22 protein-coding genes and 4 tRNA genes are annotated in these 25,748 nt (G+C 32.2%); 24 read left to right on the top strand and 2 right to left on the bottom strand.

The features are described from left to right. Nucleotides 1–31: 31 nt before the first annotated feature. From G6Z82_RS04930 to G6Z82_RS04910, 5 genes are all read left to right on the top strand, one after another. Nucleotides 32–103: transfer RNA gene (locus G6Z82_RS04930), tRNA-Gln, on the top strand. 113 nt (nucleotides 104–216) lie between these two features. Next, nucleotides 217–1,125, top strand: coding sequence for an L-lactate dehydrogenase (locus G6Z82_RS04925; RefSeq protein ID WP_006733930.1), 909 nt, complete (start codon nucleotides 217–219; stop codon nucleotides 1,123–1,125). Between the two features lie 111 nt (nucleotides 1,126–1,236). Further along, nucleotides 1,237–1,318 (top strand) — tRNA-Tyr (locus tag G6Z82_RS04920). A gap of 7 nt (nucleotides 1,319–1,325) precedes the next feature. Continuing rightward, a tRNA-Gln gene (locus G6Z82_RS04915) sits at nucleotides 1,326–1,397 on the top strand. Between the two features lie 131 nt (nucleotides 1,398–1,528). Further along, nucleotides 1,529–2,230, top strand: a complete 702-nt coding sequence (locus G6Z82_RS04910; RefSeq protein ID WP_164785872.1) for a GntR family transcriptional regulator — start codon at nucleotides 1,529–1,531, stop codon at nucleotides 2,228–2,230. 99 nt (nucleotides 2,231–2,329) lie between these two features. On the opposite strand, the gene G6Z82_RS04905 is transcribed toward G6Z82_RS04910, so the two are convergent. Next, complete coding sequence (locus G6Z82_RS04905) at nucleotides 2,330–3,583, bottom strand: MFS transporter (RefSeq protein ID WP_164785871.1); 1,254 nt, start codon at nucleotides 3,581–3,583, stop codon at nucleotides 2,330–2,332. A gap of 106 nt (nucleotides 3,584–3,689) precedes the next feature. On the opposite strand from G6Z82_RS04905, the gene G6Z82_RS06625 reads away from it, so the two are divergent. After that, nucleotides 3,690–4,082, top strand: coding sequence for a helix-turn-helix domain-containing protein (locus G6Z82_RS06625; protein ID WP_241243734.1), 393 nt, complete (start codon nucleotides 3,690–3,692; stop codon nucleotides 4,080–4,082). After that, the gene (locus tag G6Z82_RS06620) at nucleotides 4,051–4,551 is read left to right on the top strand and encodes an Rgg family transcriptional regulator (RefSeq protein ID WP_241243733.1); all 501 of its coding nucleotides are present in this window, start codon (nucleotides 4,051–4,053) and stop codon (nucleotides 4,549–4,551) included. Before G6Z82_RS06625 ends, G6Z82_RS06620 begins: the two co-directional genes overlap by 32 nt. Before the next feature lie 284 nt (nucleotides 4,552–4,835). On the opposite strand, the gene tagD is transcribed toward G6Z82_RS06620, so the two are convergent. Then, nucleotides 4,836–5,225 carry a glycerol-3-phosphate cytidylyltransferase gene (tagD, locus tag G6Z82_RS04895; RefSeq protein WP_006730627.1) on the bottom strand — a complete coding sequence of 130 codons (390 nt, stop codon included), beginning with the start codon at nucleotides 5,223–5,225 and terminating at the stop codon, nucleotides 4,836–4,838. 137 nt (nucleotides 5,226–5,362) lie between these two features. Here tagD and G6Z82_RS04890 point away from each other — a divergent pair, with 137 nt between their 5' ends. From G6Z82_RS04890 to gatA, 17 genes are all read left to right on the top strand, one after another. After that, complete coding sequence (locus G6Z82_RS04890; RefSeq protein ID WP_164785870.1) at nucleotides 5,363–6,496, top strand: CDP-glycerol glycerophosphotransferase family protein; 1,134 nt, start codon at nucleotides 5,363–5,365, stop codon at nucleotides 6,494–6,496. A gap of 14 nt (nucleotides 6,497–6,510) precedes the next feature. Beyond that, nucleotides 6,511–7,938, top strand: a complete 1,428-nt coding sequence (locus G6Z82_RS04885) for a lipopolysaccharide biosynthesis protein (protein WP_160808074.1) — start codon at nucleotides 6,511–6,513, stop codon at nucleotides 7,936–7,938. A gap of 3 nt (nucleotides 7,939–7,941) precedes the next feature. Further along, entirely contained in the window at nucleotides 7,942–8,667 is a 726-nt protein-coding gene (locus G6Z82_RS04880) for a WecB/TagA/CpsF family glycosyltransferase (protein WP_006729614.1), read from the top strand. A 35-nt stretch (nucleotides 8,668–8,702) separates the two neighbouring features. Further along, nucleotides 8,703–9,791, top strand: coding sequence for a glycosyltransferase (locus G6Z82_RS04875; RefSeq protein ID WP_164785869.1), 1,089 nt, complete (start codon nucleotides 8,703–8,705; stop codon nucleotides 9,789–9,791). Between the two features lie 62 nt (nucleotides 9,792–9,853). Continuing rightward, nucleotides 9,854–10,552, top strand: coding sequence for a glycosyltransferase family 32 protein (locus tag G6Z82_RS04870; RefSeq protein WP_164785868.1), 699 nt, complete (start codon nucleotides 9,854–9,856; stop codon nucleotides 10,550–10,552). A gap of 50 nt (nucleotides 10,553–10,602) precedes the next feature. Next, nucleotides 10,603–12,081, top strand: coding sequence for a nicotinate phosphoribosyltransferase (locus G6Z82_RS04865; RefSeq protein WP_006731299.1), 1,479 nt, complete (start codon nucleotides 10,603–10,605; stop codon nucleotides 12,079–12,081). A gap of 2 nt (nucleotides 12,082–12,083) precedes the next feature. Continuing rightward, nucleotides 12,084–12,920 (top strand): ammonia-dependent NAD(+) synthetase, encoded by an 837-nt coding sequence (gene nadE / locus G6Z82_RS04860; RefSeq protein WP_006729618.1) that lies wholly within the window; start codon nucleotides 12,084–12,086, stop codon nucleotides 12,918–12,920. A gap of 185 nt (nucleotides 12,921–13,105) precedes the next feature. Continuing rightward, complete coding sequence (locus G6Z82_RS04855) at nucleotides 13,106–15,769, top strand: cation-translocating P-type ATPase (protein WP_164785867.1); 2,664 nt, start codon at nucleotides 13,106–13,108, stop codon at nucleotides 15,767–15,769. Between the two features lie 146 nt (nucleotides 15,770–15,915). Next, nucleotides 15,916–17,058 carry an IMP dehydrogenase gene (guaB, locus tag G6Z82_RS04850; RefSeq protein WP_006729620.1) on the top strand — a complete coding sequence of 381 codons (1,143 nt, stop codon included), beginning with the start codon at nucleotides 15,916–15,918 and terminating at the stop codon, nucleotides 17,056–17,058. A 71-nt stretch (nucleotides 17,059–17,129) separates the two neighbouring features. After that, a tRNA-Leu gene (locus tag G6Z82_RS04845) sits at nucleotides 17,130–17,215 on the top strand. A 57-nt stretch (nucleotides 17,216–17,272) separates the two neighbouring features. Further along, nucleotides 17,273–17,884: an ECF transporter S component gene (locus G6Z82_RS04840; RefSeq protein ID WP_102215307.1), complete on the top strand. Its 612-nt coding sequence runs from the start codon at nucleotides 17,273–17,275 to the stop codon at nucleotides 17,882–17,884. A gap of 2 nt (nucleotides 17,885–17,886) precedes the next feature. Further along, a complete protein-coding gene (locus G6Z82_RS04835; protein ID WP_006731294.1) occupies nucleotides 17,887–18,498 on the top strand; it encodes a glycoside hydrolase family 73 protein in 612 nt (203 codons plus the stop codon). A gap of 101 nt (nucleotides 18,499–18,599) precedes the next feature. Continuing rightward, a complete protein-coding gene (gene pcrA / locus G6Z82_RS04830) occupies nucleotides 18,600–20,828 on the top strand; it encodes a DNA helicase PcrA (protein ID WP_164785866.1) in 2,229 nt (742 codons plus the stop codon). A 13-nt stretch (nucleotides 20,829–20,841) separates the two neighbouring features. After that, entirely contained in the window at nucleotides 20,842–22,860 is a 2,019-nt protein-coding gene (ligA, locus tag G6Z82_RS04825) for an NAD-dependent DNA ligase LigA (protein ID WP_164785865.1), read from the top strand. Nucleotides 22,861–22,865: 5 nt separating this feature from the next. Further along, entirely contained in the window at nucleotides 22,866–23,996 is a 1,131-nt protein-coding gene (locus G6Z82_RS04820; protein WP_164785864.1) for a CamS family sex pheromone protein, read from the top strand. Nucleotides 23,997–24,006: 10 nt separating this feature from the next. After that, nucleotides 24,007–24,309 (top strand): Asp-tRNA(Asn)/Glu-tRNA(Gln) amidotransferase subunit GatC, encoded by a 303-nt coding sequence (gene gatC / locus G6Z82_RS04815; RefSeq protein WP_006729626.1) that lies wholly within the window; start codon nucleotides 24,007–24,009, stop codon nucleotides 24,307–24,309. Continuing rightward, complete coding sequence (gene gatA / locus G6Z82_RS04810; protein WP_164785863.1) at nucleotides 24,309–25,748, top strand: Asp-tRNA(Asn)/Glu-tRNA(Gln) amidotransferase subunit GatA; 1,440 nt, start codon at nucleotides 24,309–24,311, stop codon at nucleotides 25,746–25,748. Before gatC ends, gatA begins: the two co-directional genes overlap by 1 nt.

The raw sequence follows: 25,748 nt of genomic DNA, 5'->3' as shown, positions 1-25,748 counted from the left end.
GTCTATGTCAGTTGTAATTGACGTAGATTATTGGGTTATAGCCAAGTGGTAAGGCAACGGTTTTTGGTGCCGTCATGCGCTGGTTCGAATCCAGCTAACCCAACCTGTTAAAGAGTAGGTATTAATCCTACTCTTTTTTGTTTTTCTTATATATATCTGCTGCACTGATTTGTTATAATTATTTTTATATTTATATTTTAGTAAGAAGGTTTGTTTATGAGAAAAGTAGGAATTATCGGGTTAGGTCACGTAGGTGCTACAGTAGCTTATACTTTATTTACGCATGGTGTCGTAGATACAATGGTTTTGATTGATGCAAATGAAGGAAAAGCAGTTGCAGAATATAATGATTTAAGAGATACATTAGCTCGTAATGATTATCATGTTAATGTCTATATGCAAGATTGGAGTCAATTAGCTGATGCTGATATAATCATCACATCATTTGGTAAAATTTCTGCAGTTATCGAAAATGGTGACCGTTTTGGCGAGTTTGGAATAAATAGCAAGAATGCCAAAGAAATAGGTGAAAAAATTAAAGCGACAGGTTTTAAGGGAATCATTATTAATATTTCTAATCCGTGTGATGCTATTACTACTTTATTACAAGAAACAATAGGATTACCCCACAACAAAATATTTGGAACTGGTACTTTTTTAGATACAGCTAGAATGCAACGAATTGTTGCTGAGGAATTAGGACAAGATCCGAGAAATGTACAAGGCTTTGTTTTAGGGGAACATGGCTCATCACAATTTTCTGCTTGGTCAACTGTTAGTGTTAATGGCAAATCTGTATTAGAGATATTCGATGATCAAAAATTAGCTCAAATGAGTGCTCAATCAAATAAAAATTCATTTATTGTTGCTCGTGGTAAAGGATATACTAGCTATGCAATTGCTACTTGTGCTGTAAAATTAGTTTTAGCAATCTTTAGTGATGCACATCTTTTTGCACCTGTATCTGTTTATTTAGAAGAGTTTGGAACATATATTGGATATCCAGCAATAGTTGGCAAAAATGGAATTGAGCGTGTTATTAAATTGGAATTACCAGACAAAGAATATGCTCAGTTGGCAAAATCTGCAGATATTATTAAGGAACACATAGATCAAATCAAATAATTTTTAAGACGATAGATATTTCTATCGTTTTTTATATAAAAAATTAGCTAAAATATCCAAAAATGCTTGCAATTTAGTATATTTTTGATTATCATAATTAAGTAACGTTTTGGAGGAGTAGCGAAGTGGCTAAACGCGCCGGTCTGTAAAACCGTTCTCTCTGAGTTCAGTGGTTCGAATCCACTCTCCTCCATTGTTATTGGGTTATAGCCAAGTGGTAAGGCAACGGTTTTTGGTGCCGTCATGCGCTGGTTCGAATCCAGCTAACCCAATTGTTCGTTAGAACACCCAACCCTTAATGGAGAGAGGTCATCCTTGGATGACCTCTCTTTATTCTATATAATCAATAATATGGTGCTACTATGGGCTTTAGGTTAAAATTACATTTAAGAGGTACTATATAATGCAAGAACCTGTTTATATTAAAATACATAATCAACTAAAGAAAGACATCGAAAATAAAAAATATGCAGTTGGTGCAAGGATTCCAGCTGAGCGAAAATTAGCTTTAGAATTTAATGTTTCACGTATGACTTTGAGACAGGCTATTAAAACATTAGAAGATGAGGGCATTTTAGAGCGTCGTTTAGGCAGTGGGACATATGTTGCTAGTCAAAAGGTAAAAGAAAAGATGATGGGCATAATGTCATTCACAGATATTACCAAATTGAATCATCAGACGGCTTCTACTCGGTTGATTTCCTATCGTGTCACTCAACCATCATTGACTGAAAGAGAAAAGTTAAATTTAAATTCTATGGATGAAGTTTTACGAATGGAACGTGTAAGATCTGCTGATAATATTCCAATTTGCTATGAAGTAGCGACAATTCCATATACTTTAGTCAAAAATTTTTCTAAAGCAGAGTTATCTGCCGGATTGTATCAGACTTTAATTGAAAAAGGTGGCTATCAAATAGGTAAGGTAGTAGAACATATTGGTGCTACTATTGCTACTGAGATGGATGCTCGACTTTTATCAGTCAATAAGGGTGAGGCATTGGTTACTCGGCGTCAAGTTACTTTTTTACAAAATAAAATGCCTTTTGAATACGTTCGAGCTTTCTATGTGGCAGATAGATTTGAATTTACTTTTGAAAAATGATATGAACAGAAAATTTAGAATATATGATTAATTTCATAATTATTTTGACCATAATAAAAGCCCCAAAATTTTGGAGCTTTTATCTTATAGTTGAATAGCTTAGCTAATTTCTACATTATTCATTTTATCTTTTGCATTTAGTTTGATTGATACAATGAAACTAATACATTCAATTACTAAAAGTACAAATAGTGAATATTTAACGTTAGTTAAACCAGAAATAGTTGTCAAGAACATAGTCATTGCTGGGGCAGTAGCCATGATGATTGTATTGAGTAAGCCCATACTTGAAGCTAAGATTGTTTGGTCGATAGTAGTGACTAACCATTGTTGCATTTTAAGTGAAGCAGTACTTGCGATTGCAGCTAATAATAAGTAAAATGGCAAGATTGCATAAATATTAGTTAAAAATGCTGCAATAGTAGTAGCAATGCTTAAAACAATAGCGATCATAACCATAATAAAAACTGATTGCTTTTTGAATAATTGTGGTCCAAAAGCACTTCCCAAGATTGATCCCACACTTATTACTACTCCGATTACCGCAAGAGTAAAACTATAATTAGAGATTAACATAGTGGAACGATGTCCAGCCATAATTATAGGTAATAGTGACCCCATTGCAGATAATGCACCATTAAGTAGTGCAATGACTAAAACGGTCGATAATAAACCAGACGCCTTTTTTATTTGTATATATGAAGATTTCATTGTTGCAAAAAAATTCTGATCATTTACTTCGGTTGGTGCAAGCGGTGTATTTTCCTTGGTATGACGAAGTCCAACACTCAAATATAAAAGTCCAGCAGCTAAAAATGTAAATGCATTAATAAAAGCTAAATTTGAATAAGATAAGAAGAGCAGTAATCCTGATCCTACAAATTGGGCAGTAGTACTAAAAACCTCATCCAGACCATTTGTAAATCCTTCAGCTTCGGCAAATTTTTCTTTATCAACTAGTTCTACAATTATTGGAGCACACAATCCTGCTGAATAAGTACCAACTATATCAGAAATAAAGTTAATAACGATTATAATCAGTACTAGATTCCATTGTGAAATATGAGTAATAAATAAAAATCCTACTAAGCCGTAAAGGAAAAATCTAATGATAGCCATCCAAAAAATATTTTTTAATTTATTGCGTGTTTTATCAGCTAAATATCCACCAAATATATCTAATAATCTTGGTATTGATTCTGAGATAGCAATTAACGATAAAGCTAAAGAATAGTTTTTCAATTTACTTGCATAGGTCAAAAATGCTAAATAAAAAAGAATATCACCAGCAGTAGATAAAAAACTAGCAATAGAAAATCTTCTATAATATTTATTTTTTAAAAACACGTCCATAATTTTTAAACCTCTTTTTATAAATTTAATGTTGACTTTATTTTAGCAAAAAATTAGAATGAGTTTTAAAAATAGTCGTATTTGAATTTTAGTAGAGGCTATATTTATGACAATTGGTGAATTATTAAAAAAATATCGTGTTAGTCAAGGAAAAAAACAGGCCGAATTTACGAAGCGTGGTTTAATTGTTAGTCAATCTTACTATTCAAAGGTCGAAAAAAATATTAATCGAATTACAGCAGATAGTTTAATTGAATTGCTTAATTATAATAATATTCCATTATGGAAATTTTTTAGTCAACTAAATTCGACTGATGAGCTTAAATATCAGCAGATAAAGGATTTTAATAATACAATGGTTGAAGCTTATTATGAAAATAATATTGAGGAGGTTAAGCATTTAAAACCTTTATTAGAAGCTAGTAATTTGTCAATAAAAGATAAAGAAGAAGAGCAGCTTATTATAGATGCATGGAATAGAAGCTATGAAACCTTCTAGTGAAGCTCCAAACTTAAAATTAAGAAACAAGATCAAAGAAAAAATATTTAATATATACGATTTCGATGATACAAATGTGGCATTATTTTGTGATTTTATGCAATTCTATGAACTTGATAGCAATATACTGATTTCTAAGAAAATTATAGAGAGGTATATTAATACAAAAAATACTAAAATGCAAGTAGTTTTGTTGGCCATAATAACAAATATATTAAATTTTGCACTTAATGACAATAAATACCAAAGTATAGATTATTTTATGGAAAATGGAGAAAAAATAAAAAATAAACCAGAATTATTATTTTATAAGTCAGCCTTCTGTTTCTTTGAAAATATAATTTTTTATCTCCGTACAAATGATATTAAGTATTACGAAAAATGTATAAAAATTAAAGATTTTTTAGTAGGTGTTGGTATAACAGAATATGGTAAATTGCTCAATAAATTTCTTGTTAAATATAAATAGTTTGTATAAAAAAATGTTTTCTTTGAATTATCTTAGTACTTTTAACGAATATATTTAATTGATTCTATTAGCATTATAAATAAGCATGATAATTTTTATTTTTTATAATATTAATGTCATATGATTAAACCGTTAAGATGTTAAACACAGAGGCTTTAAGATTGAAAATGGATGACGATAGTGGAATTAAGGTACCAGTTTAGATAAATTACAAGTTTAATATTGATTTTTGTCCATAACAAAAGCCCCAAAATTTTGGAGCTTTTATCTTATAGTTTATTTTTTTAATTATGTAGGTCATGTTTAATTTTAGTTGTAGAAATCCCTGGTGTGCGAGGTAAATAAACTACATTACAATATTCCTTGAGAAAATCGAATTTACCTTTCCAATCATCACCCATTACAAAGGTATCAATGTTATATTTTTGAACATCAGTAATCTTTTGGTTCCAGTCATTTTCTGGGATTACTTCATCAACATATTTGATAGCTTCAAGAATATATTTTCTTTCATTATAGCTGTTATATGCTTCTTTATGTTTTTTAAATTCATTAAATTCATCTGTAGATAAGGCGACGATTAAATAATCGCCCAATTCTTTCGCTCTTTTTAGTAAGCGAACATGACCATAATGTAAGAGGTCAAATGTACCATATGTGATTACTTTTTTCATAAAATATCTCCTTATATGTTATATTTTAGCAAAAAAAGCAGGTTATACATTAAATTTTTACTTTTTTTAACAACTTAAGATAGTTAGTTTTGTTAAAATAGATAGCAGTTGATAAGTATAACTGGCTGGAGGTATTCATGAAAGCATATTTATTTAGGATATATTTTAAATTGATGATGTTCTTATTGAAATTTGTTGGCACTGATAATAATTTATATGTTATTTTGAATGAAGCAGGTCGTTCTGGCTCCAATGGATTTATATTTTATAGATATTTAAGGAAATATCATCCAGAAGTAGATGTTGTTTTAGTAGAACCTTGGCCTTCAGCTCATCTTGCTTTCAAAACATGGTTAAAAATTGGTCGAGCTAAGCATATTTTTACAACACATCAACCATTTAAAATTAAATCTAAGCAAGTTCTATCTTGTTTTTGGCATGGTATACCTTTGAAAAAGATGGCTTTGATGTCTAATAATACATCATATAAAAGTGATTGTCGGAACATTAAAAGTTGGCAAAAGGCTGATTATATTAGTTCAAGTTCTTCTTTATATGAAACCTTGATGACTTCTTGTATATCAGTTAAAGCTTCGAAATATGTTAGAACTGGCTTTCCTAGAATTGATGCTTTATATAATCCTGAGGTTACAAAAGCTGACGTATTAAAGCAATATTTTAATGTGACGGATGTTACTGCCAAGATCGGTGTTTATATGCCTACTTTTCGATATGAATTGGAAGATGATTCAATTATGGATAAAATTAGTCGAGGTAATTTTTTTGCCTTTGATTATTTTGACTTGTCTAAATTAGAACAGGTATTGCAAAAGAAAAATAAGTACTTAATTGTAAAATTGCATCCATATGAGATGAAAAAAATAGATGAAAAATGTAAGAATTATGATCATATTTATTTTTTGAAAGATATCGATTTATTTAAATTCAATTATGATATGTATGATTTACTAGGAAATACTGATTTTTTGATTACCGATTTCTCTTCAGTTTATTTTGACTATTTGCATTTGGATAAGCCAATCTATTTTGTAACTAATTTTTTGAAAGAGTATGAGAAAACTAGGGGGTTGTTGATGGGACCTTATGCCGATATTGTTCCTGGTGCCAAAATTAATACTTTTGTAGAATTGTTAGATATTTTAGAAAATGATACTGATACTTTTGCTGCTGCAAGACATCAATGGTTAAATATGACTTATGAGATAGACTTTCAACAAAATTGTAAGAGATGCTTTGATGCATTGAAGTAAAAAGGTGGATATTTGTGAAAAAAACTTTACTTAATATTTTATATAATGCAATTTATCAAATATTTTTAGTGTTAATCCCTTTAATTACAGTACCTTATCTTTCTAGAACTCTTGGCCCAGGTAGTTATGGAATTTATAGTAATGTTAATAATGTTATCCAATTTCTGATGGTCTTTTGTTCATTATCAATTTCATACATTGGAATGCGTACGATTTCAAAAATTAGAGCTCATAGTAATAAAGAAGAACTGACTGAGGCTTTTTGGGGCTTATGGTATTTTCAGGCTTTGGCCAGTTCAGTGATGATAATACTATTTATTATTTTCTTGCTTTTTATTCATATCAAATATTGGAATTATTTCTTTATTATGTTGCCTTTCTTAATTTCCGCTCAATTGGATATATCCTGGTTTTTTCAAGGATTAGCAGAATTTGGTAAAGTTGTTTTAAGAAATACGTGTGTTAAGCTATTATCAATTGCTTTGATATTGTTATTAGTTAAAAATCCTCAAGATTTAGATAAATATATGCTGATTATGTCAGTTTCTACTTTGTTGGGATCGTGTGTATTTTGGCTTAATATTAAGCAATATGTTGCTAAGCCAGTTAAGCATTTTTATAAATTTCAGCAGACTATTAAAGCAATTATCATTTTATTGATTCCGCAGATAGCTACTCAAATTTATACAGCATTGGATAAACCTTTATTAGGGATGTTTCAAAGTTCAACACAAGTTTCTTTCTATGATAATTCTCAAAAAATTTCTAAGATTATTTTAGGCATTATTACCAGTATTACTATTGTCATGATGCCGAAAATGGCAGCTGAAATAAAAGAAAAGCAAAGAGTGATGTTAAGAAAATCATTAGAGGCTACTGTTATGTTAGGACTTATTTTTGCAGTAGTAGTGATGATTAACACCAAAGAATTTGTTCCTTTCTTTTTCGGCGATAAGTATTTGGCAATGACTGATTTAATGTTTTGGTTTACATTGACTGTAGTGATTATCCCTTTAGGTGGTGTTTTTGCCAATCAATTTGCTTTAGCTAATGGCAAAGACAAAGAGTATGCAATTCCAGTAATTATTGGAGCTGTTATTGAGTGTATTGCGGCCTCAATTTTAGACATAGCATATGGAGCTTGTGGAGCACTGATTGCGATTTTATTTACCGAAACTATTGTGTGTGTGTTACGTATTTGGATTGTTAGAAAGGATTATGAATTTAAATATGTCTTTCAAGATATTCCTAAATACTTTTTGGCAGCAATAATTACTTTTGCTTGTGGCATGTTAATGCCCAGTTTGACTCACTCCGCATTTATTAATATGGCATATAAATCTATTCTAGTAATGCTGATATATGGGGTGATTTTGGCATTGTTACATTTAGAATTGAATCAAGATATTGTCACTGTTATCAAAAAAATAATTAAGAGGTAAAAAATGAAAAAAGTTAATGTCTTAGGCGTTGAATTTGATAATTTAACTTTGCTAGAATTCAAAAAAGTTTTTTTGCAACGTATTAAGGATCAAAAGTCTACTTTAATTGTGACTGCTAATCCTGAGATTGTGATGCAGGCTAATAATGATGCTGCTTTTATGAATTTAATCAAAAATGATGCTGATTTTATTACTGCAGATGGTATAGGTATTGTTTTAGCAGGAAAAATTCAACATACACCCGTAAAAGAACGAGTTACTGGCTATGATATGTTTGTTTGGTTTTTGAAGATTGCTAATGAGCAGAAAAAACGGGTATATTTAATTGGTGCTAAAGCGGAAATTGCTAGCTTAGTTGATGCAAAATTAAGAAAAGAATATCCTGATTTGCAAATAGCTAAGGTTGAAGATGGCTATTTTAAAGAAGATTTAGAAACAGTTGCTAAGCGAATTAAGGCAGCAAAACCTGATATGGTTTTTGCTGCTTTAGGTTGTCCGCGTCAAGAACAGTTATTAGCGATTTTGAAAAAACAAGGTGTTCCTGCTATTATGATGGGAGTTGGCGGTAGCTTTGATGTATTTAGTGGTAAGGTTCGTCGTGCTCCTAAATTTTTCCAAAAAATACATCTGGAATGGTTTTATAGGCTGGCAACTAATCCAGCGAGGATTGGTAGAATGCAGGCTTTGCCAAAGTTTATTGTAAATGTATATCGACATCGAAAAAATTAAAAGATTAGATGAGATACAAAGAAAGCTGATATTTAATGAAAGTTTTACATATTAATGCTGGTCTAGAAAATGGCGGTGGATTATACCATATTATTAATTTGTTATCTGCTGCTCAAATGAGGAATAAAGATTATGAACTATTAACTCTAGCAGAAGGTCCAGTTAAAGCAGCAGCCGAAGAAGCAAAAATTAAAGTGACAAGTCTAGAGTCCAATAGTCGTTATGATATTAAAGTATTTCGCCGTTTAATCGATTATATTAATCAGAATAATTTTGATATTGTTCATACGCATGGCCCCAGAGCTAATTTGTTTTTATATTTAATCCATAAAAAAATTAAAGCCAAATGGGTAGTTACTGTTCATTCTGATCCTTTACTTGATTTTGCTAACAATGGTTTAATTGGAAAAATTTTTACTAAGTTGAATATTTGGGCCTTGCGTCATGCTGACCGCATCTTTGCTATTACGCAAAGATTTGCTGATTTATTAACTGATCAAGTGAAAATCGATCCTAAAAAAATAATAGTTATTTACAATGGCATTTTCTTTAAAAATCAGATTCCAGTTAAGTTAACGCATGATAAATTTAATATTATTAATGTTGCTCGCTGCGAAAAAATTAAGGGACAAGATTTATTATTAAAGGCTTTGCATGCTGCTGATGACCAGCGATTAATGTTGCATATTGCTGGTGATGGCAGTCAATTGCCGCGTTTAAAAGAATTAGCTAAAGAATTAAAGTTAGAAGATCAAGTTATTTTTCATGGCTTTTTAAGTCATACTGAACTAACAAAACTTTATCAAAAAATGGATTTAGCTGTTTTAAGTTCATATTCTGAAAGTTTTCCATTGGTATTATTAGAAGCTGGGGATAATGAATTACCACTTTTAAGTACAACGGTTGGTGATATCAAAAAATTGATTCCTGATGATGAATATGGTTTCATTGTCAATATAGGAGATGAAGTAGCTTTGTCTGATCAATTAGTCAATATTTCTAAATTATCTAAGAAACAATTGCAAATGATTGCTAAAAAGGAAAAGAAATATTTAGCAAATACTTTTTCAATCTATAATCAGCTAGCTGAGATTGACCAGGGATATCAATTGTTAATGAAATAAATTAGTAATTGTTTTATTATAAATTAGGCAATTAAAGATTACGCTAAAGTTGAGGTAAAATAATGATTCCAAAAATAATTCATTATGTATGGGTCGGAGGAAATCCAAAACCCAAAAATATTCAAAAATGTATGAAAACTTGGTCAAAACATTTAAAAGATTATCAAATTATTGAATGGAACGAATCTAATTTTGATATTCATGAAAATAAATATGTTGAGCAAGCATATAAGGCAAAAAAATGGGCCTTTGTGTCTGACTATATTAGGGCCAAAGCAATTTATGAAATGGGTGGCATTTATTTAGACACTGATGTCTTAGTATTAGATGATTTACATGAATTATTAGATAATCGTGCCTTTGTTGGATTTGAAAATATAGATAATCCATTTACAGCTGTTTTTGGTGCAGAACCTAAACATCCTTTAATTAAAGATATGCTTGATTATTATGATGATCGTAATTTCGAATTTGATGCTAGTGATCAATTAAAGGGCGTAAATACAGTATCTGTTTCTGATATTTTGAAAAAAGTATATGGTGCTAAGCCTAATAATCTTGAACAAACTATCAAAGATGGTGTTCATGTTTATTCAGATGGAATTTTATGTAATCCTTCCGGTCAATCAAAAACAATCCATGTATTTACTGGTACATGGATGGAGGGGAAAAAATCACTTAAGCGAAAAATTATTACAATGTTAAAAGTTAATATCAAAACTAAGTTTCAAGCTAAAGTTTATGCTAAGTTGTTTCGTTAATTTGAATATAATTGTTAAATATTGCACTACTAGTGTATGGGGGAAAGTAAATGTTTAATCCAGAATTAGATCGAGATGATTCACTAATATTACATACAGATTTATATGAAATTAATATGATGTATACATATTTTAAAAAGGGTATTAGTGAACGCAAAGCCGTTTTTGAAGTATATTTTAGAAAAGAGCCTTTTGGTAATGGTTATGCTTTATTTGCTGGATTAAGTCATATGATTGATTATATTAAAAAAATACATTTTGCCGAGAGTGATTTGCAATATTTGAAAGAAAATGAAAATTATGATGACGATTTTATTTCATATTTGCGTAATTTGAAAATTAATTTAACAGTTAGGTCTGCCCAAGAGGGTGAATTAGTTTTTGCTAATGAGCCGATTGTACAAGTAGAAGGTCCTTTAGCTCAATGTCAATTAGTGGAAACTGCAATTTTGAATATTATTAACTTTCAAACTTTGATTGCTACGAAGGCAGCTAGAGTAAAGATTGCAGTTGGCGATCAAGCTATAATGGAATTTGGCTCTAGGCGTGCTCAAGAAACAGATGCTGCAATTTGGGGAACACGAGCTGCATATATTGGTGGTTTTGATGCAACGAGTAATGTTAGAGCGGGAAAATTATTTGGTATTCCTATTTCTGGCACACATGCTCATTCATTAGTTCAAGCATTTGGTAATGAATATGACGCCTTTATGGCATATGCTCAAACGCATAAAGATTGCGTCTTTTTGGTCGATACTTATGATACATTGCGTAGTGGCGTGCCAACTGCTATTAAAGTAGCAGATGAAATGGGTGATAAGATTAATTTCTTAGGTGTGCGGATTGATTCTGGTGATATGGCCTATATTTCTAAAAAGATCCGTAAACAACTTGATGATGCTGGATATCCTAACGCTAAAATTTTTGCTTCTAATGATTTGGATGAAAAGACCATTTTGAACTTAAAAATGCAAGGTGCAAAAATAGATGTTTGGGGTGTGGGTACCAAATTAATTACAGCTTATGATCAGCCTGCTTTAGGTGGTGTATATAAGTTAGTTTCGATTGAACATAGTGATGGCAAAATGTATGATACATTGAAGATATCTTCTAATGCAGAAAAAGTTTCAACTCCAGGTAAGAAACAGGTCTGGCGTATATCAGCTAATTCTGAAAAGAAAAATGAAGGTGATTGGATTTCATGTTGGAATGAGGATCCTCGTAAGTTAGACGCTCTTTATATGTTTCATCCACAATATACTTATATTAATAAGGTAGTGACAAATTATACTGCCTATCCAATTTTGAAAGATATTTTTGTTGATGGTAAACAAGTTTATGTAGAGCCTTCATTGCAGGAAATTAAAAAGTTTGCAATGACTAATTTGGATGGATTATGGGACGAATACAAACGTAGCTTGAATCCACAAGAGTATCCAGTTGATTTATCGCAAGCTTTATATGATCATAAGATGCATTTGATTAGCAAAATTAGAACTCAGATAATAAAAAGGGAATGTGAAGACTAATAATGAGAGATTTACAAAAAAAGATTATTGCGTATGAACAAGTTGCTCCAAAAATCGATGCTAAAAAAGAAATTAGACGTTCAATTAATTTCTTAAAAGAATATTTACTCAAAAATACAGGATTGAAAACTTATGTTTTAGGTATATCAGGCGGTCAAGATTCAACTTTAACAGGTAAGTTAGCTCAAATGGCTATCAGTGAATTAAGAGCAGAAACTGGTGATAATGAGTATCAATTTATTGCTGTAAGATTACCTTATGGTGTCCAAAAAGATGCAAGTGATGCTGCTGATGCCGTTGCATTTCAACATGCTGATCAGGATTTGATAGTTAATATTAAATCTGCGGTAGATGCAACAGTTAAAAGTCTAGAAGAATCTGGCATTGAAATTAGTGATTTTAATAAAGGCAATATCAAAGCTCGTCAAAGAATGATTGTACAATATGCTATTGCTGGTGCCAATAAAGGTGCCGTTATCGGAACAGATCATGCTGCTGAGAATATTTCTGGATTTTTCACTAAATATGGTGATGGAGCGTCTGATATTTTACCTATTTTTAGATTAAATAAACGTCAAGGAAAAGCTCTGTTACAAGAATTGAATTGCCCAAAGCATTTATATCAAAAAGCACCTACTGCCGACTTAGAAGAGAAACGACCAGCTTTGCCTGATGAGCAGGCATTAGGAGTCAGCTATGATAAGATAGATGATTATCTTGAAGGTAAAGAGTTAGCTAAAGTTGATGCTGAGCGGATTGAGTATTTGTGGACAAGAAGCGAACATAAGCGACATTTGCCGATTACGATTTTTGATGATTTTTATAAAAAAAATAATTAAAATGAGCCGTCTTACTTGCCAACATTAAGATTTATTTAATATAATATAATCTAGTAAGGGAGTAACGGCAAGCAATTGCGGTAAGTTCAACACCCGAGAATGATAATTCTCTGGACTTATCTTAATAAGTGAGACTTATGTTTTATTTGACATAAGTCTTTTTTTTATCAATTGGAGGAAAAATTGTGCAACAAGAAATTTATCAACAAAAATCTGAAGATGTCATTAAACAACTTAAAACATCTATAAATACGGGATTAAGTTTACAACAGGTATCAGATAGACTTAAGACGGATGGCTTGAATGAGCTTGTAGGTAAGCAAAAACGTGGATTATTCTTGCGATTTATTGACCAATTTAAAGATTTTATGATTATAGTCCTGATTGTAGCTGCCATTTTATCAGGAGTAGTTGCAAATGAATGGACAGATGCGGCTATTATTATGTTTGTCGTTTTACTTAATGCGGTTTTGGGAATTATTCAAGAAGCTAGAAGTGAGGCAGCTATAGAAGCATTGAAGCAAATGTCGACGCCAAATGCTCATGTTCGTCGTGATGGTCAAGTTGTTGAGATTCCTAGTACACAACTGGTTAAGGGTGATATTGTATTACTTGAAGCTGGGGATGTTGTACCAGCAGATTTGCGGTTAGTTTTAGCTAAAAATCTTAAGATTGAAGAAGCTGCTCTCACTGGTGAATCTGTTCCAGTAGAAAAGAAGAGTAAAGTGATTGAAGCCACTGATGTTGCTTTAGGAGATCGAATCAATATGGCATACTCTAACACCAATGTTACTTATGGTCGCGGTGAAGGGGTAGTTGTTGCTACAGCGATGGATACTGAAGTAGGTAAGATTGCAACAATGTTAAATAATGCTGATGAAACTGATACTCCATTAAAAGCCAACTTGAATCAATTAGGTAAAACTTTAACTTTAATGATTTTAGGAATATGTGCATTTGTATGTGTGGTTGGTATTTTTACTAAACAAGGAACGATGCCTTTTGACAAGCTGGCTATAGAAATGTTTTTAGTAGCTGTTTCTTTAGCAGTAGCTGCTATTCCAGAAGGGTTGCCAGCAATTGTTACTATCATTTTAGCTTTAGGTACTCAAAATATGGCTAAACATAAGGCGATTGTGCGAAAATTACCTGCTGTCGAAACTTTAGGAGCAACAGATATTATTGCTTCTGATAAAACAGGTACTTTGACTCAGAATAAAATGACTGTTGAAAAAGTATTTTATAATGATACATATCATTGTGACAAATTAGAAGATAAAGATAATCTTGCCATTAAAATAATGACCCTAGCTAATGATACTAAAATAATCGATAATAATTCATTGCTAGGTGATCCTACTGAAACAGCTCTTATTCAATATGCTTTGGATTCTAAATGGAATGTTGTTGACTATTTAGCAAATAATAAGCGTGTTCAAGAAGTACCATTTGATTCGGATAGAAAATTGATGTCAACTGTTCATCAACAAGCAGATGGTAAATATTTTGTAGCAGTGAAGGGTGCTCCAGATGAGTTATTAAAGCGAGCAGTTTCACTATGGCATGATGATAAAATAGTTGATCTTGATGCATCAGCAAAAGCTAAAATTTTAGCTGCTAATAATGACATGGCCAAAAATGCGTTGCGTGTTTTAGGTTTAGCTTATAAAGTTGTTGATGATAAGTTCACTGAAGTTAATTCAGCGACAGTTGAACAGAACTTAATTTTTGTTGGTTTAGTCGGTATGATTGATCCAGAACGACCAGAAGCTAAAGCTGCAGTTGCTAAAGCAAAATCTGCTGGCATTAGGACTATAATGATTACTGGGGATCATCAAGTAACTGCTGCTGCAATTGCTAAACGTTTGGGAATTATTGGCGAAGATGATACTAATTGTGTCATTACTGGTGCAGAACTAGACAAGATATCAGATACAGATTTTGTTAAATGTGTAGCTAATTATAAAGTTTATGCACGTGTATCACCTGAACATAAAGTAAGAATTGTAAAAGCTTGGCAGAAAAATGGTAAAATTGTTGCCATGACAGGTGATGGAGTAAATGATGCACCGAGTTTGAAACAAGCTGATATTGGTATTGGTATGGGTATTACTGGTACAGAAGTATCTAAGGGAGCTAGCGATATGGTGCTTGCTGATGATAATTTTGCTACCATTGTTGAAGCAGTGCGACAAGGGCGGAAAATTTTTTCTAATATCCAAAAAGCAATTTTATATCTGATGAGTTGTAATGTTGGTGAAGTTTTAACTGTCTTTATGATGACGATGTTAGGTTGGGAAATTTTAGCTCCCGTTCAATTATTGTGGATTAATTTAGTCACAGATACATTGCCAGCGGTAGCTTTAGGTGTAGATCCAGTTGAAAGAGACATTATGAAACGGAAACCACGTGGTAAAAAATCTAACTTTTTATCGGCAGTGGGAATATCAATTGTTTATCAAGGTATTTTAGAAGGAATATTGGTTTTAGGTGTTTATCAAATTGGCTTACATATTGGACCACATATTGATAACTATAAGTTGTTACATGGTGATGCTCTAACTATGGCATTTTTAACTTTGGGATTAATTCAGTTATTCCATGCTTTTAATTCTAAATTTATTACAAAGTCGATTTTCTGCAAAGATACTTTAAAGAATAAATGGTTTAATTTGGCGATTATAGTTTCCGCAATTATTATGTCTGCAGTAGAAATTCCAGGTTTAACATCTTTATTTAAGGTTACAGAATTGAATATAGCACAATGGCTCGTTGTGTTAACTGCAGGTATTTTAATGATTGCGATTGTAGAAATTGTTAAATTATTTCAACGGAATGCTGAAAAATAAATATTGATTATAAAAACATATTTCATAACAAAGTTATTGAAGTATGTTTTTTTGTTATAATTTTTTGAATTGTAGATCGCTTGTTTTTTTTATGAAAAACGTGTAATCTATGAACAAATAATATTTTGAAAAGGAGAAATAAAAGGATGTCAAGCTGGGAAACTAAATTTGCAAAAAAAGGATTAACTTTTGATGATGTATTATTAATACCTGCTGAAAGTCATGTTTTGCCAAACGAAGTGGATTTAAGTGTTAAGTTGGCTGATAATATTAAGTTGAATTTACCATTTATTTCTGCTGGTATGGATACAGTGACTGAAAGCTCAATGGCAATTGCTATGGCCCTTCAAGGTGGTATGGGTGTTATTCATAAAAATATGTCTATTGTAGCACAAGCAGGTGAAGTAGCAACTGTAAAAGGTGTTATGCTTTCAGGTAATTTTACTAGAGCAGCAGTTGATGAGGAAAATAAATTACTAGTTGCAGCAGCAGTAGGAGTGACGTCCGATACTTTTCAAAGAGCACAGGCATTGCTGGAAGCAGGAGCTAATGCTATTGTTATTGATACTGCTCATGGTCATTCAGCTGGTGTTTTACGCAAAATAAAGGAAATACGTGAGCATTTTCCTAAGGCAACATTAATTGCTGGTAATGTTGCTACAGCAGAAGGCACCAAGGCTTTATTTGATAGTGGCGTTGATATTGTTAAAGTGGGTATTGGACCTGGTTCAATTTGTACTACTAGAATTATTGCCGGGGTTGGTGTACCACAAATTACTGCTATCTATGATGCAGCTAGTGTAGCACGTGAATATGGTAAGACGATAATTGCCGATGGTGGTATCAAATATTCAGGTGATATTGTTAAAGCAATTGCAGCTGGCGGTAATGCAGTTATGTTAGGTAGTATGTTTGCTGGAACTACTGAAACACCTGGTCAAATTATTACAGATGGTGATAAAAAATACAAAGTATATCGTGGCATGGGATCGATTGGAGCAATGGCTCAATCACATGGTTCATCAGATCGTTATTTCCAAGGCGGTGTGAATGAAGCTAACAAATTAGTTCCTGAAGGAATTGAAGCACGTGTTGAGTACAAAGGTGATGTTAGTGATACCATTTTCCAGTTAATCGGTGGCTTAAGATCAGGTATGGGTTATGTAGGAGCACGTAATATTGACGAATTAATTAATAAGGCACAGTTTGTGCAAATGACTAATTCTGGGTTAAGAGAATCACATCCACATGATGTGCAAATAACTAAGGCTGCTCCTAATTATAAATAATTCGATATTTTTAAATACTTAAATAATATACCTTGTAAAACTGAATAAAATTAGGTATACTATTTAGGTACGCGGGCGTGGCGGAATGGCAGACGCGCAAGACTAAGGATCTTGTGATCGCTTTTAGATCGTGGAAGTTCGAGTCTTCTCGCCCGCATATGATTAAGAAAGCAATTCATGACTTTCTTTTTTTTTACTCGGAGATAGATGTATAATGGCTAACAAAAAAATAAATACAATAGCTATATTTAGTGTATTTGTAGCTATTGTAATGTTACAAACTTTTATTCCATGTTTAGGATATATTAGATTTTTTCCTGCTTTGCCAGCAATTACGACATTACCTTTAACAGTAACTGTTTTTGGAATATTAATGGGACCAAAAATGGGTGGCTTTTTGGGGTTCTTTTGGGGAGCCTTGAGCTTGTTTAGAGCTTATACTCAGCCTGCAGATTTAGTTTCAATTATGTTATTTCAAAATGCAGTGATTGCCATTATCCCTAGATTTTTAGCAGGTGTGGTTCCTGGACTTATCGGAAAATTGTGGCAACAACGTCATTCGACTAGAAATTATTTGATCAGTGTCGTCGCTGGAGTGGCGTCAACTTTAACAAATACTTTAATGGTTATTTTATTTACGAGTATTTTTTATAATCATTCTTCTAAGTTAATGTCGTGCTTAGGTTATGCAGATACATCCAAATCTTTGATTATCGTTTTATTGATTGCTTTGAGTTTTAATAGTGCATGTGAGGCAATTTTTACCGGTATTTTGACACCGCTAATTGTAGTTCCTTTAAAAAAAGTATTATCTAAGAGGCTATAATTATGAAAAAGAAATACTGCAAAAATCAATTGGATTTTATGTTGATAAAAGTTTTGCTCATATTATTGACATTTATTTTGTGTTTACTAATCTCTAGACATATACATCATCAGGTGCAACCACCAATTAATAATGATATTGATTTGATTCAAAAAAAAGCTTTTATTAAAAAAATGGTTCCCCTTGCTCAGGCAGAGTATCAAAAATATCCTATTTTTCCTAGTGTTACAATCGCTCAAGCTTGCTTAGAGAGTGATTATGGGCGTAGCAGTTTATCTAAGAAGTACAATAATTTATTTGGAATGAAGGGTACAGATCCTAATAGGACAAAGTTGATGGAAACAAAGGAGTTTGTAAATAACAAGTGGATTGTTATCAAAGCTCGCTTTTGTGTTTTCAATTCAATGGAAGAATGTGTAAAAAAGCATACACTTTTGTTAGTTAATGGGACGACGTGGAATCCTAGACAATATCAACATGTGTTAAATAGCACGACTTATATACAACAAGCTGAGTCATTACAAAAAGATGGATATGCGACAGATCCTTCGTATAGTAAATCGCTATTAAAAATTATTGACGAATTTAAATTGTATCAATATGATTATCGATAAATTCGAACCCGCTTTTAGATACTTGTAATTAATCTTAAAGCGAGTTTTTTGTTATAATAAATAAAGCTTATTATTAATATTATTTAGTTTGGAGTATGTTCATGAACGAAGAATCTATGTTAGCTGGGCTAAATCCTGAGCAACAACAAGCAGTAAAATGCACTCAAGGACCACTCTTAGTAGTGGCAGGTGCTGGCAGTGGCAAAACCTCTGTTTTAACCAGAAGAATCGCTTACCTGATTAGAGAAAAAGGTGTTGCTCCATGGAATATTTTGGCTATTACTTTTACCAATAAAGCTGCTAGCGAGATGAGAGAAAGAGTAAAACAATTACTAGATAGTGATGCAGATAGTATCTGGATGTCGACTTTCCATGCATTATGTGTCCGCATTTTGCGTAGATATGCCGAAAAAATCGGTTATGCTAATAATTTCTCTATTGCTGATACGGCAGAACAACTAACTTTAATTAAGCGAATTTTGAAGGAACTTAATATTGACAGTAAGAAATTTGATCCTAAGAGTCTTGTAAATGCAATTTCTAATGCCAAAAATGATTTGCTAGATCCTGAGGAATATGCCAAACAGGTTTCAAATGAATATGAAAAGAAAATTGCAATAGTTTATCGAGAGTATCAAAAGAATTTACAACATGATTGCATCATGGATTTTGATGATTTGATTATGCAAACATTGGTGTTATTTAAATCAGAACCAGAAGTTTTACATTATTATCAAAATAAATTTTGGTATATTTTAGTTGATGAATATCAAGATACAAATCAAGCTCAATATGAATTATGTCATTTGCTAGCACAGCAACATAAAAATATTTGTGTAGTAGGGGATGCAGATCAGTCCATTTATGGCTGGCGTGGAGCTAATATGCAAAATATTTTGAATTTTGAACAAGATTACCGCAATGATAATTGTAATACTATTAAGTTAGAGCAAAATTATCGTTCTACTGGACATATTTTAAATGCTGCGAATGCTGTTATCAAAAATAATAAAAATCGTAAACCTAAAAAATTATGGACCAATAGTGGTGAAGGTTCCAAGGTAAATTATTATCGGGCAAGTACAGGTAATGATGAAGCAATTTTTATTATTGGAAAAATTAATAAAGAGATTAAAGAAAATGGCTATAAATATAGTGATTTTGCAATTTTATATAGAACTAATGCACAATCTCGTAATATAGAAGAAGCTTTTGTTAAATCGAATATTCCTTATAAAATTGTAGGTGGACATAAGTTCTATGATCGTAAAGAAATCAAGGATATTATGGCTTATTTGCGATTGGTTGCTAATCCAGCAGACTACATGAGTTTACATAGAATCATTAATGCACCTAGACGTGGCATAGGTCCGACAACAATTAGTAAGTTTGAAGAATTTATGTTTAGTAATAACTATACTGCCTTAGAAGCTTTACAGAGCTTAGAGTTAGCCCCGATTAGTGGTAAATTATTCAATATTATGAAAGATTTTGGCAGAAAATTAGAAGAAATGATTATTTTTGCTAAAAATAATACTGTTACAGAATTGACTAATAAAATTTTGAATGATTTTTGTTATATTGATGCGTTAAAAGCAGAACACACTATTGAAGCTGATACCAGGTTAGAAAACTTAGATGAATTTTTAACTGTAACTAAGCAATTTGATGATAATTATGAGGCAAACGAAGACGGTGCTAAAGCAGTTGATGACTTTTTAGCTGAAGTTTCGCTTTTAAGTGATCAAGATGATTTACAAGAAAATATCGATCAAGTAGCTTTAATGACTTTGCATGCGGCTAAAGGACTAGAATTTCCTGTTGTTTTTTTGGTAGGAATGGAAGAAGGAATTTTTCCACTTGCACGTGCTCAATCTGATAATAGTGAATTGGAAGAAGAAAGAAGACTAGCGTATGTAGGCATTACACGTGCTAAAAAGCAATTGTATTTGACAAATGCTATTCATAGAATGTTATATGGTCATTATCAAAATAATAATGCGTCACGTTTTATTTCTGAAATAAATGATATCGATTTAGCGGATATTAGTCCTATTGCAGATAATAGTTTTAGTTCTTTTGCTAATAAAAATACTAACTCACATAGTGTTCAACATGAGAAACCAGTAATAGCCAAAAAGGCAGCTGGAGCTATTGGTGCAGATAAAAAGACTTGGTCAGTGGGAGATCAAGTGGAACATAAGGCGTGGGGCATAGGTGTTGTCACTAAAGTTAATGGTAGCGGTGAAGATATGGAGTTGGATATAGCCTTTGCTAACTTAGGTGTTAAGCGTCTTTTGGCAGCTTTTGCACCTATTAAGAAGGTATGATTAAAGGAGCAAAATGAGTGAATTATCGTTAGCACAAGCTAAATTAGAAGTACTTAAATTACGCAAACAATTAGATAGTTGGGCATATGCATATTATGTCCAAGATGCACCAGTAGTAGAAGATAATATTTATGATCAGGTTTATCAACAGTTATTAGAGTTGGAACAAAAGTATCCTGTTTTGATAGATCCTGATTCTATTACACAGCGAGTTGGTGGAAATACTAAATCAGATTTAGCTAAAGTCGTTCATGAGCAACCAATGCTTTCTATGGGGGATGTTTTTTCTAAAGATGAGTTACTCGAATTCGATCAAAGGATCCAAAAAATGGTTGGTCATGTAGTTGACTATAATGTAGAATTGAAAATTGATGGACTATCTTTAAGTTTAGAATATAAAGCAGGCAAGCTTGTGCGGGCTTCTACTCGAGGAAATGGGCATATCGGTGAGGATGTTACTGCTAATGCTATGCATATTGAAGATATTCCTAAGTTTTTGCCACAGAAAATAGATATTGAGGTTCGTGGCGAATGCTATATGGATAAAGCTACTTTTGCCAAATTAAATTTTGAGCGAGATGATCAAGGTTTAGCTATTTTTGCTAATCCACGTAATGCTGCTGCTGGATCGTTGCGCCAATTGGATGCTAATGTAACTAAGAAGCGACAACTAAGTACTTTTATATATACATGGGTTAATCCACCAGAGACGATTACTAGTCAGCACCAAGCAATTTTGACCATGGCTGAATTGGGTTTTCATACTAATACCACTGGATGTAAGCTATCTTCAATTAATGAGGTTTTTGATTTTATCGATAAATATACTAATCAGCGAAGTGAATTGACTTATGGTATTGATGGTATCGTTTTAAAGGTAGATGATTTAGCATTACAAGCCAAATTAGGAAATACAGTAAAAATACCAAGATGGGAGATTGCCTATAAATTTCCACCAGAAGAGCAAGAAACTGTTGTACAAAATATTGTATGGACAGTAGGTCGTACAGGAGTAGTAACGCCCACCGCTGTGATGGATCCAGTTAATTTAGCTGGTACGGTCGTAAGTCGAGCTGTATTACATAATCCTGATTTACTAAGGCAAAAGGATATACGATTAGGTGATACTGTTTTATTACATAAAGCTGGTGATATTATTCCTGAGATTTCACAAGTTGTTTTAAATAAAAGACCGCAAGCTAGTCTACCATATGAGATACCGAAAATATGTCCATCTTGCAACCAGAATTTAGTTCATTTAAAAGATGAAGTTGCTTTACGTTGTATCAATCCTATGTGTCCTGCTCAAGTTGAAGAAGGGATTACACATTTTGCATCAAGACAGGCAATGAATATTGTGGGTTTAGGTCCTAAAATTGTACGTCAATTAATAGCATTGCATTTAGTTAATGATATTGCAGATTTATATTTTCTTTCTGCCGCTCAATTGGCTAAGTTAGATCATTTTAAAGATAAATCTATTCAAAATTTATTAAATGCGATTGAAAATAGTAAACAAAATTCGGTAGAATTATTACTTTTTGGCTTAGGTATCGATCATGTTGGAGCTAAAGCTGCACGATTAATAGCTCAAAAATTTCATGATTTGAATACAATCAGAGAGTGTTCTATTGCAGACTTGATGCAAATTGATACTATTGGGCAGACTATTGCTGAATCGATGGTTAAATATTTTGAACAGCAATCGGTTAAGGCACTGATGGATCAACTGCAAATTGCTGGAGTTAATTTTAAATATTTAGGAGCAAGTGACACCCAATCGATTGAAGATAACTTCTTCAAGGGAAAAAATGTGGTATTAACTGGTAAACTAGCTCATTATTCAAGAGCTGATTTAACTAAAAAACTAACAATGTTAGGTGCTAAAGTTATGAGTTCAGTTTCTAAGAATACTGATTATTTAATATATGGGGATGCTGCAGGTTCTAAGAAAACTAGGGCACAGCAGTTAGAGATTCCAATGTTAACAGAAGATGAAGTTATAGCTAAATTAAATAGTCAAAAGGAGTAGTCAAATTGAAGAAACTTTTAATGGGGTTATTAATCTTTGCTTTTGCTATAAACTTAACAGCTTGTGGCAATTTGAAAAATTCTAACCTGGCAAATAATGCTGCTAATACCAATGGTAAGCAGAAGACTTATCAAACTACTGTCACCGATAAAAATGGTTACAATGTTTTGTTAAAAGATGGGCAATACTTGATTAGTCCAACCAATGGTATTACTGCAAGTAATAATGATAATAATGTTGATAATCGTAGTCTTGAAGTAGGCTTGTTAAATATTTCTCATGATTTATTTTCAACTGATAAATATGTCTTTCAAGAAGGACAAGTTTTAACACCAAGGCAAGTTAATATTTGGTTGTCTAGATATAGCAAGCACAATAAGCAAGGACTTAATTATAAGAAAAGTAAGAAATACAGTCCGATTATTTTAAATCAAATTTTTGAGCAAGATTTTTTGGTTAAGTCTGGTTCATCGTATAAGTTAGGTGGGATCAGCTTAGGATTAGCTTTAAATTCAGTGGATTATTATACTAAAGTTAAAGATGGTCCTGAATATCATGTTAATATTAAGAAAAATCAACAACTAGCTTATGGTAAAAAAGTAGCATATACGTTAATAAAACGTTTGCGTAAAATATCTGCTCTTAAACATATTCCAATTTTGATTGGACTTTTTCAAAAAACTGGACGTGATTCTTTAATCGGTGGAAATTATTTGGCATATAGCATTGTTGATACAAATAGTAGTAAAATAAATGAATGGAAGTCAGTTGATTATAGTAGCCAAGTGTTGCCGACTATTGGTGATACCAAACCAATTAATTCAACTGATGCTGCTTCATTTAGTGATTTTAAAGCTGCTATTCAGGGATATTTTCCTAATATTAGTGGTGTAATTGCCAAGGTTCATTACCAAAATAAGCACTTAAAACAGATGAATATTTCTATTACGACACAATTTTATGGTTATGCTCAAATTGAAAGTTTTTCAAGATTAACTTTATCTGTTGCTAAGAAATATTTACCTAATAATGTGCCAATTGAGATACGTATTGAATCCGTTAATAATTTACAGGCGACTATCACTAAAAATGATGCTGATGATAGTTATTATGTTCATGTTTTTAGTGGTGAATAGGAGGTAAAAGGTGAAGATTACAAAAGATGAAATAATTCATGTTGCTAAATTGTCTAGATTAGAATTTAATGCTAAAGAAATTGATAAATTCACAGAGCAAATGGGTGAAATAATCAATATGGCTAACCAGTTAGGCGAAGTAAATACTGATGGTGTAGAAGAAACAGTTCAGGTTGTTGACCGTGATACTGTATTTAGAGCAGATGAGCCTGAACATTGGCAAAGCAAAGCTGAATTGATGAAGAATGTGCCTGATAAAGTTGATGGCTTTATTAAAGTACCGGTTATTATTGATAAGGATGATAATGCCTAATGAATTATTTAAATGAAACAATCGAATCATTAAACAAAAAGTTAAAGAATAAAGAAATAACTGCTGAGCAGTTAACACAAGATACTCTAGCAAAGATTAAAGAGCTTGAACCTAAACTTAATGCTATGATTACTGTGATCGATGATGCTAAACCTGCTGAAAATTTAGATTTTAGTAATGAATTAGCTGGGATTCCAATTGCAGTGAAAGATAATATTATCACTAATAATGTCAAAACCACTGCTGCTAGTCATATTTTGTATAATTATATGCCAGTTTATGATGCTACTGTAGTATCTAAATTAAAAGCAGCTAAAATGACAATTATAGGAAAAACTAATATGGATGAATTTGCTATGGGATCATCTAGTGAAAATTCATATTTTGGAGCACCAAAGAATCCATGGGATTTGACTAAAGTTACAGGTGGATCATCAGGTGGTTCAGCTGCAGCTGTAGCTGGTGGTGAAGTAATTGCTGCTTTAGGTACTGATACAGGTGGATCTATTAGACAACCAGCCGCATTTAATGGCATATTTGGTATCAAACCTACCTATGGACGTGTATCTCGCTGGGGATTAATTGCTTTTGGTTCATCTTTAGATCAAATTGGTGTTATGACGAAGCGAGTACAAGATTCTGCTAAGATTTTGAATGTATTATCTGGTGCAGATGATCATGATGCAACTGTTTCTGAACGTGAAGTACCCGATTTTACTAAGGCATTAAATCAAGATGTTAAAGGATTAAGAGTTGCTGTACCTGAAGAATATTTTGGTGAAGGAATTAGCGAAAAAGTTAAAGCATTAATTAAAGAACAAATTAAAGTTCTGGAAGATCATGGTGCTATTATTAACAAAGTTAGCTTGCCACATACTAAATATGTAATTCCAGATTATTATATTATTGCATCTAGTGAAGCTTCATCGAACTTACAACGATTTGATGGTATTAGATATGGTTATCGTTCTAAAGATGCTAAGAACTTATTAGACGTATATGTTAAATCTCGAAGTGAAGGATTTGGTGATGAAGTAAAACGCCGTATTATGTTAGGATCATTTGCTTTATCAGCTGGTTCATATGACCGTTTCTTCAGACAAGCTGCTAAAGTTAGAACATTAATTTGTCGTGACTTCGAAAAAATATTTGAAGAAAATGATGTTATTGTAGGTCCTACAACACCAACGCCAGCATTTGGACTTAATAGTAAAACTAAGTATCCATTAGAAATGTATGCTAATGATATTTTGACTATTGCAGCTAATTTAGCTGGTGTACCTGCAGCTAGTGTACCTGCCGGTTTAGTTGATGGGATGCCAGTAGGATTGCAGATTATGGCTAAACGTTTTGATGAGGAAAGTATTTTCAGAGTAGCTGATTTTATTGAGCGTAGTAATAAGTTTTATGAAAAGAAACCGACGGGATTGGAGGACTAA

Origin of the sequence: Lactobacillus iners (genome assembly GCF_011058775.1) — a bacterium.
GTDB lineage: Bacteria > Bacillota > Bacilli > Lactobacillales > Lactobacillaceae > Lactobacillus > Lactobacillus iners.
The sequence above is the reverse complement of the archived record's forward strand: the minus strand, read 5'-3'. Positions and strand labels throughout refer to the sequence as shown.

Excerpts from the sequence above, each read along its gene's own strand:
- G6Z82_RS04840 (WP_102215307.1), top strand. The coding sequence starts at position 17,273 with ATGGCTAACAAAAAAATAAATACAATAGCTATATTTAGTGTATTTGTA.
- G6Z82_RS04925 (WP_006733930.1), top strand. The coding sequence starts at position 217 with ATGAGAAAAGTAGGAATTATCGGGTTAGGTCACGTAGGTGCTACAGTA.
- G6Z82_RS04890 (WP_164785870.1), top strand. The coding sequence starts at position 5,363 with ATGAAAGCATATTTATTTAGGATATATTTTAAATTGATGATGTTCTTA.
- G6Z82_RS06620 (WP_241243733.1), top strand. The coding sequence starts at position 4,051 with ATGCATGGAATAGAAGCTATGAAACCTTCTAGTGAAGCTCCAAACTTA.
- guaB (WP_006729620.1), top strand. The coding sequence starts at position 15,916 with ATGTCAAGCTGGGAAACTAAATTTGCAAAAAAAGGATTAACTTTTGAT.
- G6Z82_RS04835 (WP_006731294.1), top strand. The coding sequence starts at position 17,887 with ATGAAAAAGAAATACTGCAAAAATCAATTGGATTTTATGTTGATAAAA.
- G6Z82_RS04870 (WP_164785868.1), top strand. The coding sequence starts at position 9,854 with ATGATTCCAAAAATAATTCATTATGTATGGGTCGGAGGAAATCCAAAA.
- pcrA (WP_164785866.1), top strand. The coding sequence starts at position 18,600 with ATGAACGAAGAATCTATGTTAGCTGGGCTAAATCCTGAGCAACAACAA.
- ligA (WP_164785865.1), top strand. The coding sequence starts at position 20,842 with ATGAGTGAATTATCGTTAGCACAAGCTAAATTAGAAGTACTTAAATTA.
- G6Z82_RS04910 (WP_164785872.1), top strand. The coding sequence starts at position 1,529 with ATGCAAGAACCTGTTTATATTAAAATACATAATCAACTAAAGAAAGAC.
- G6Z82_RS04865 (WP_006731299.1), top strand. The coding sequence starts at position 10,603 with ATGTTTAATCCAGAATTAGATCGAGATGATTCACTAATATTACATACA.
- G6Z82_RS04880 (WP_006729614.1), top strand. The coding sequence starts at position 7,942 with ATGAAAAAAGTTAATGTCTTAGGCGTTGAATTTGATAATTTAACTTTG.
- gatA (WP_164785863.1), top strand. The coding sequence starts at position 24,309 with ATGAATTATTTAAATGAAACAATCGAATCATTAAACAAAAAGTTAAAG.
- G6Z82_RS04875 (WP_164785869.1), top strand. The coding sequence starts at position 8,703 with ATGAAAGTTTTACATATTAATGCTGGTCTAGAAAATGGCGGTGGATTA.
- tagD (WP_006730627.1), bottom strand. The coding sequence starts at position 5,225 with ATGAAAAAAGTAATCACATATGGTACATTTGACCTCTTACATTATGGT.
- G6Z82_RS06625 (WP_241243734.1), top strand. The coding sequence starts at position 3,690 with ATGACAATTGGTGAATTATTAAAAAAATATCGTGTTAGTCAAGGAAAA.
- nadE (WP_006729618.1), top strand. The coding sequence starts at position 12,084 with ATGAGAGATTTACAAAAAAAGATTATTGCGTATGAACAAGTTGCTCCA.
- G6Z82_RS04905 (WP_164785871.1), bottom strand. The coding sequence starts at position 3,583 with ATGGACGTGTTTTTAAAAAATAAATATTATAGAAGATTTTCTATTGCT.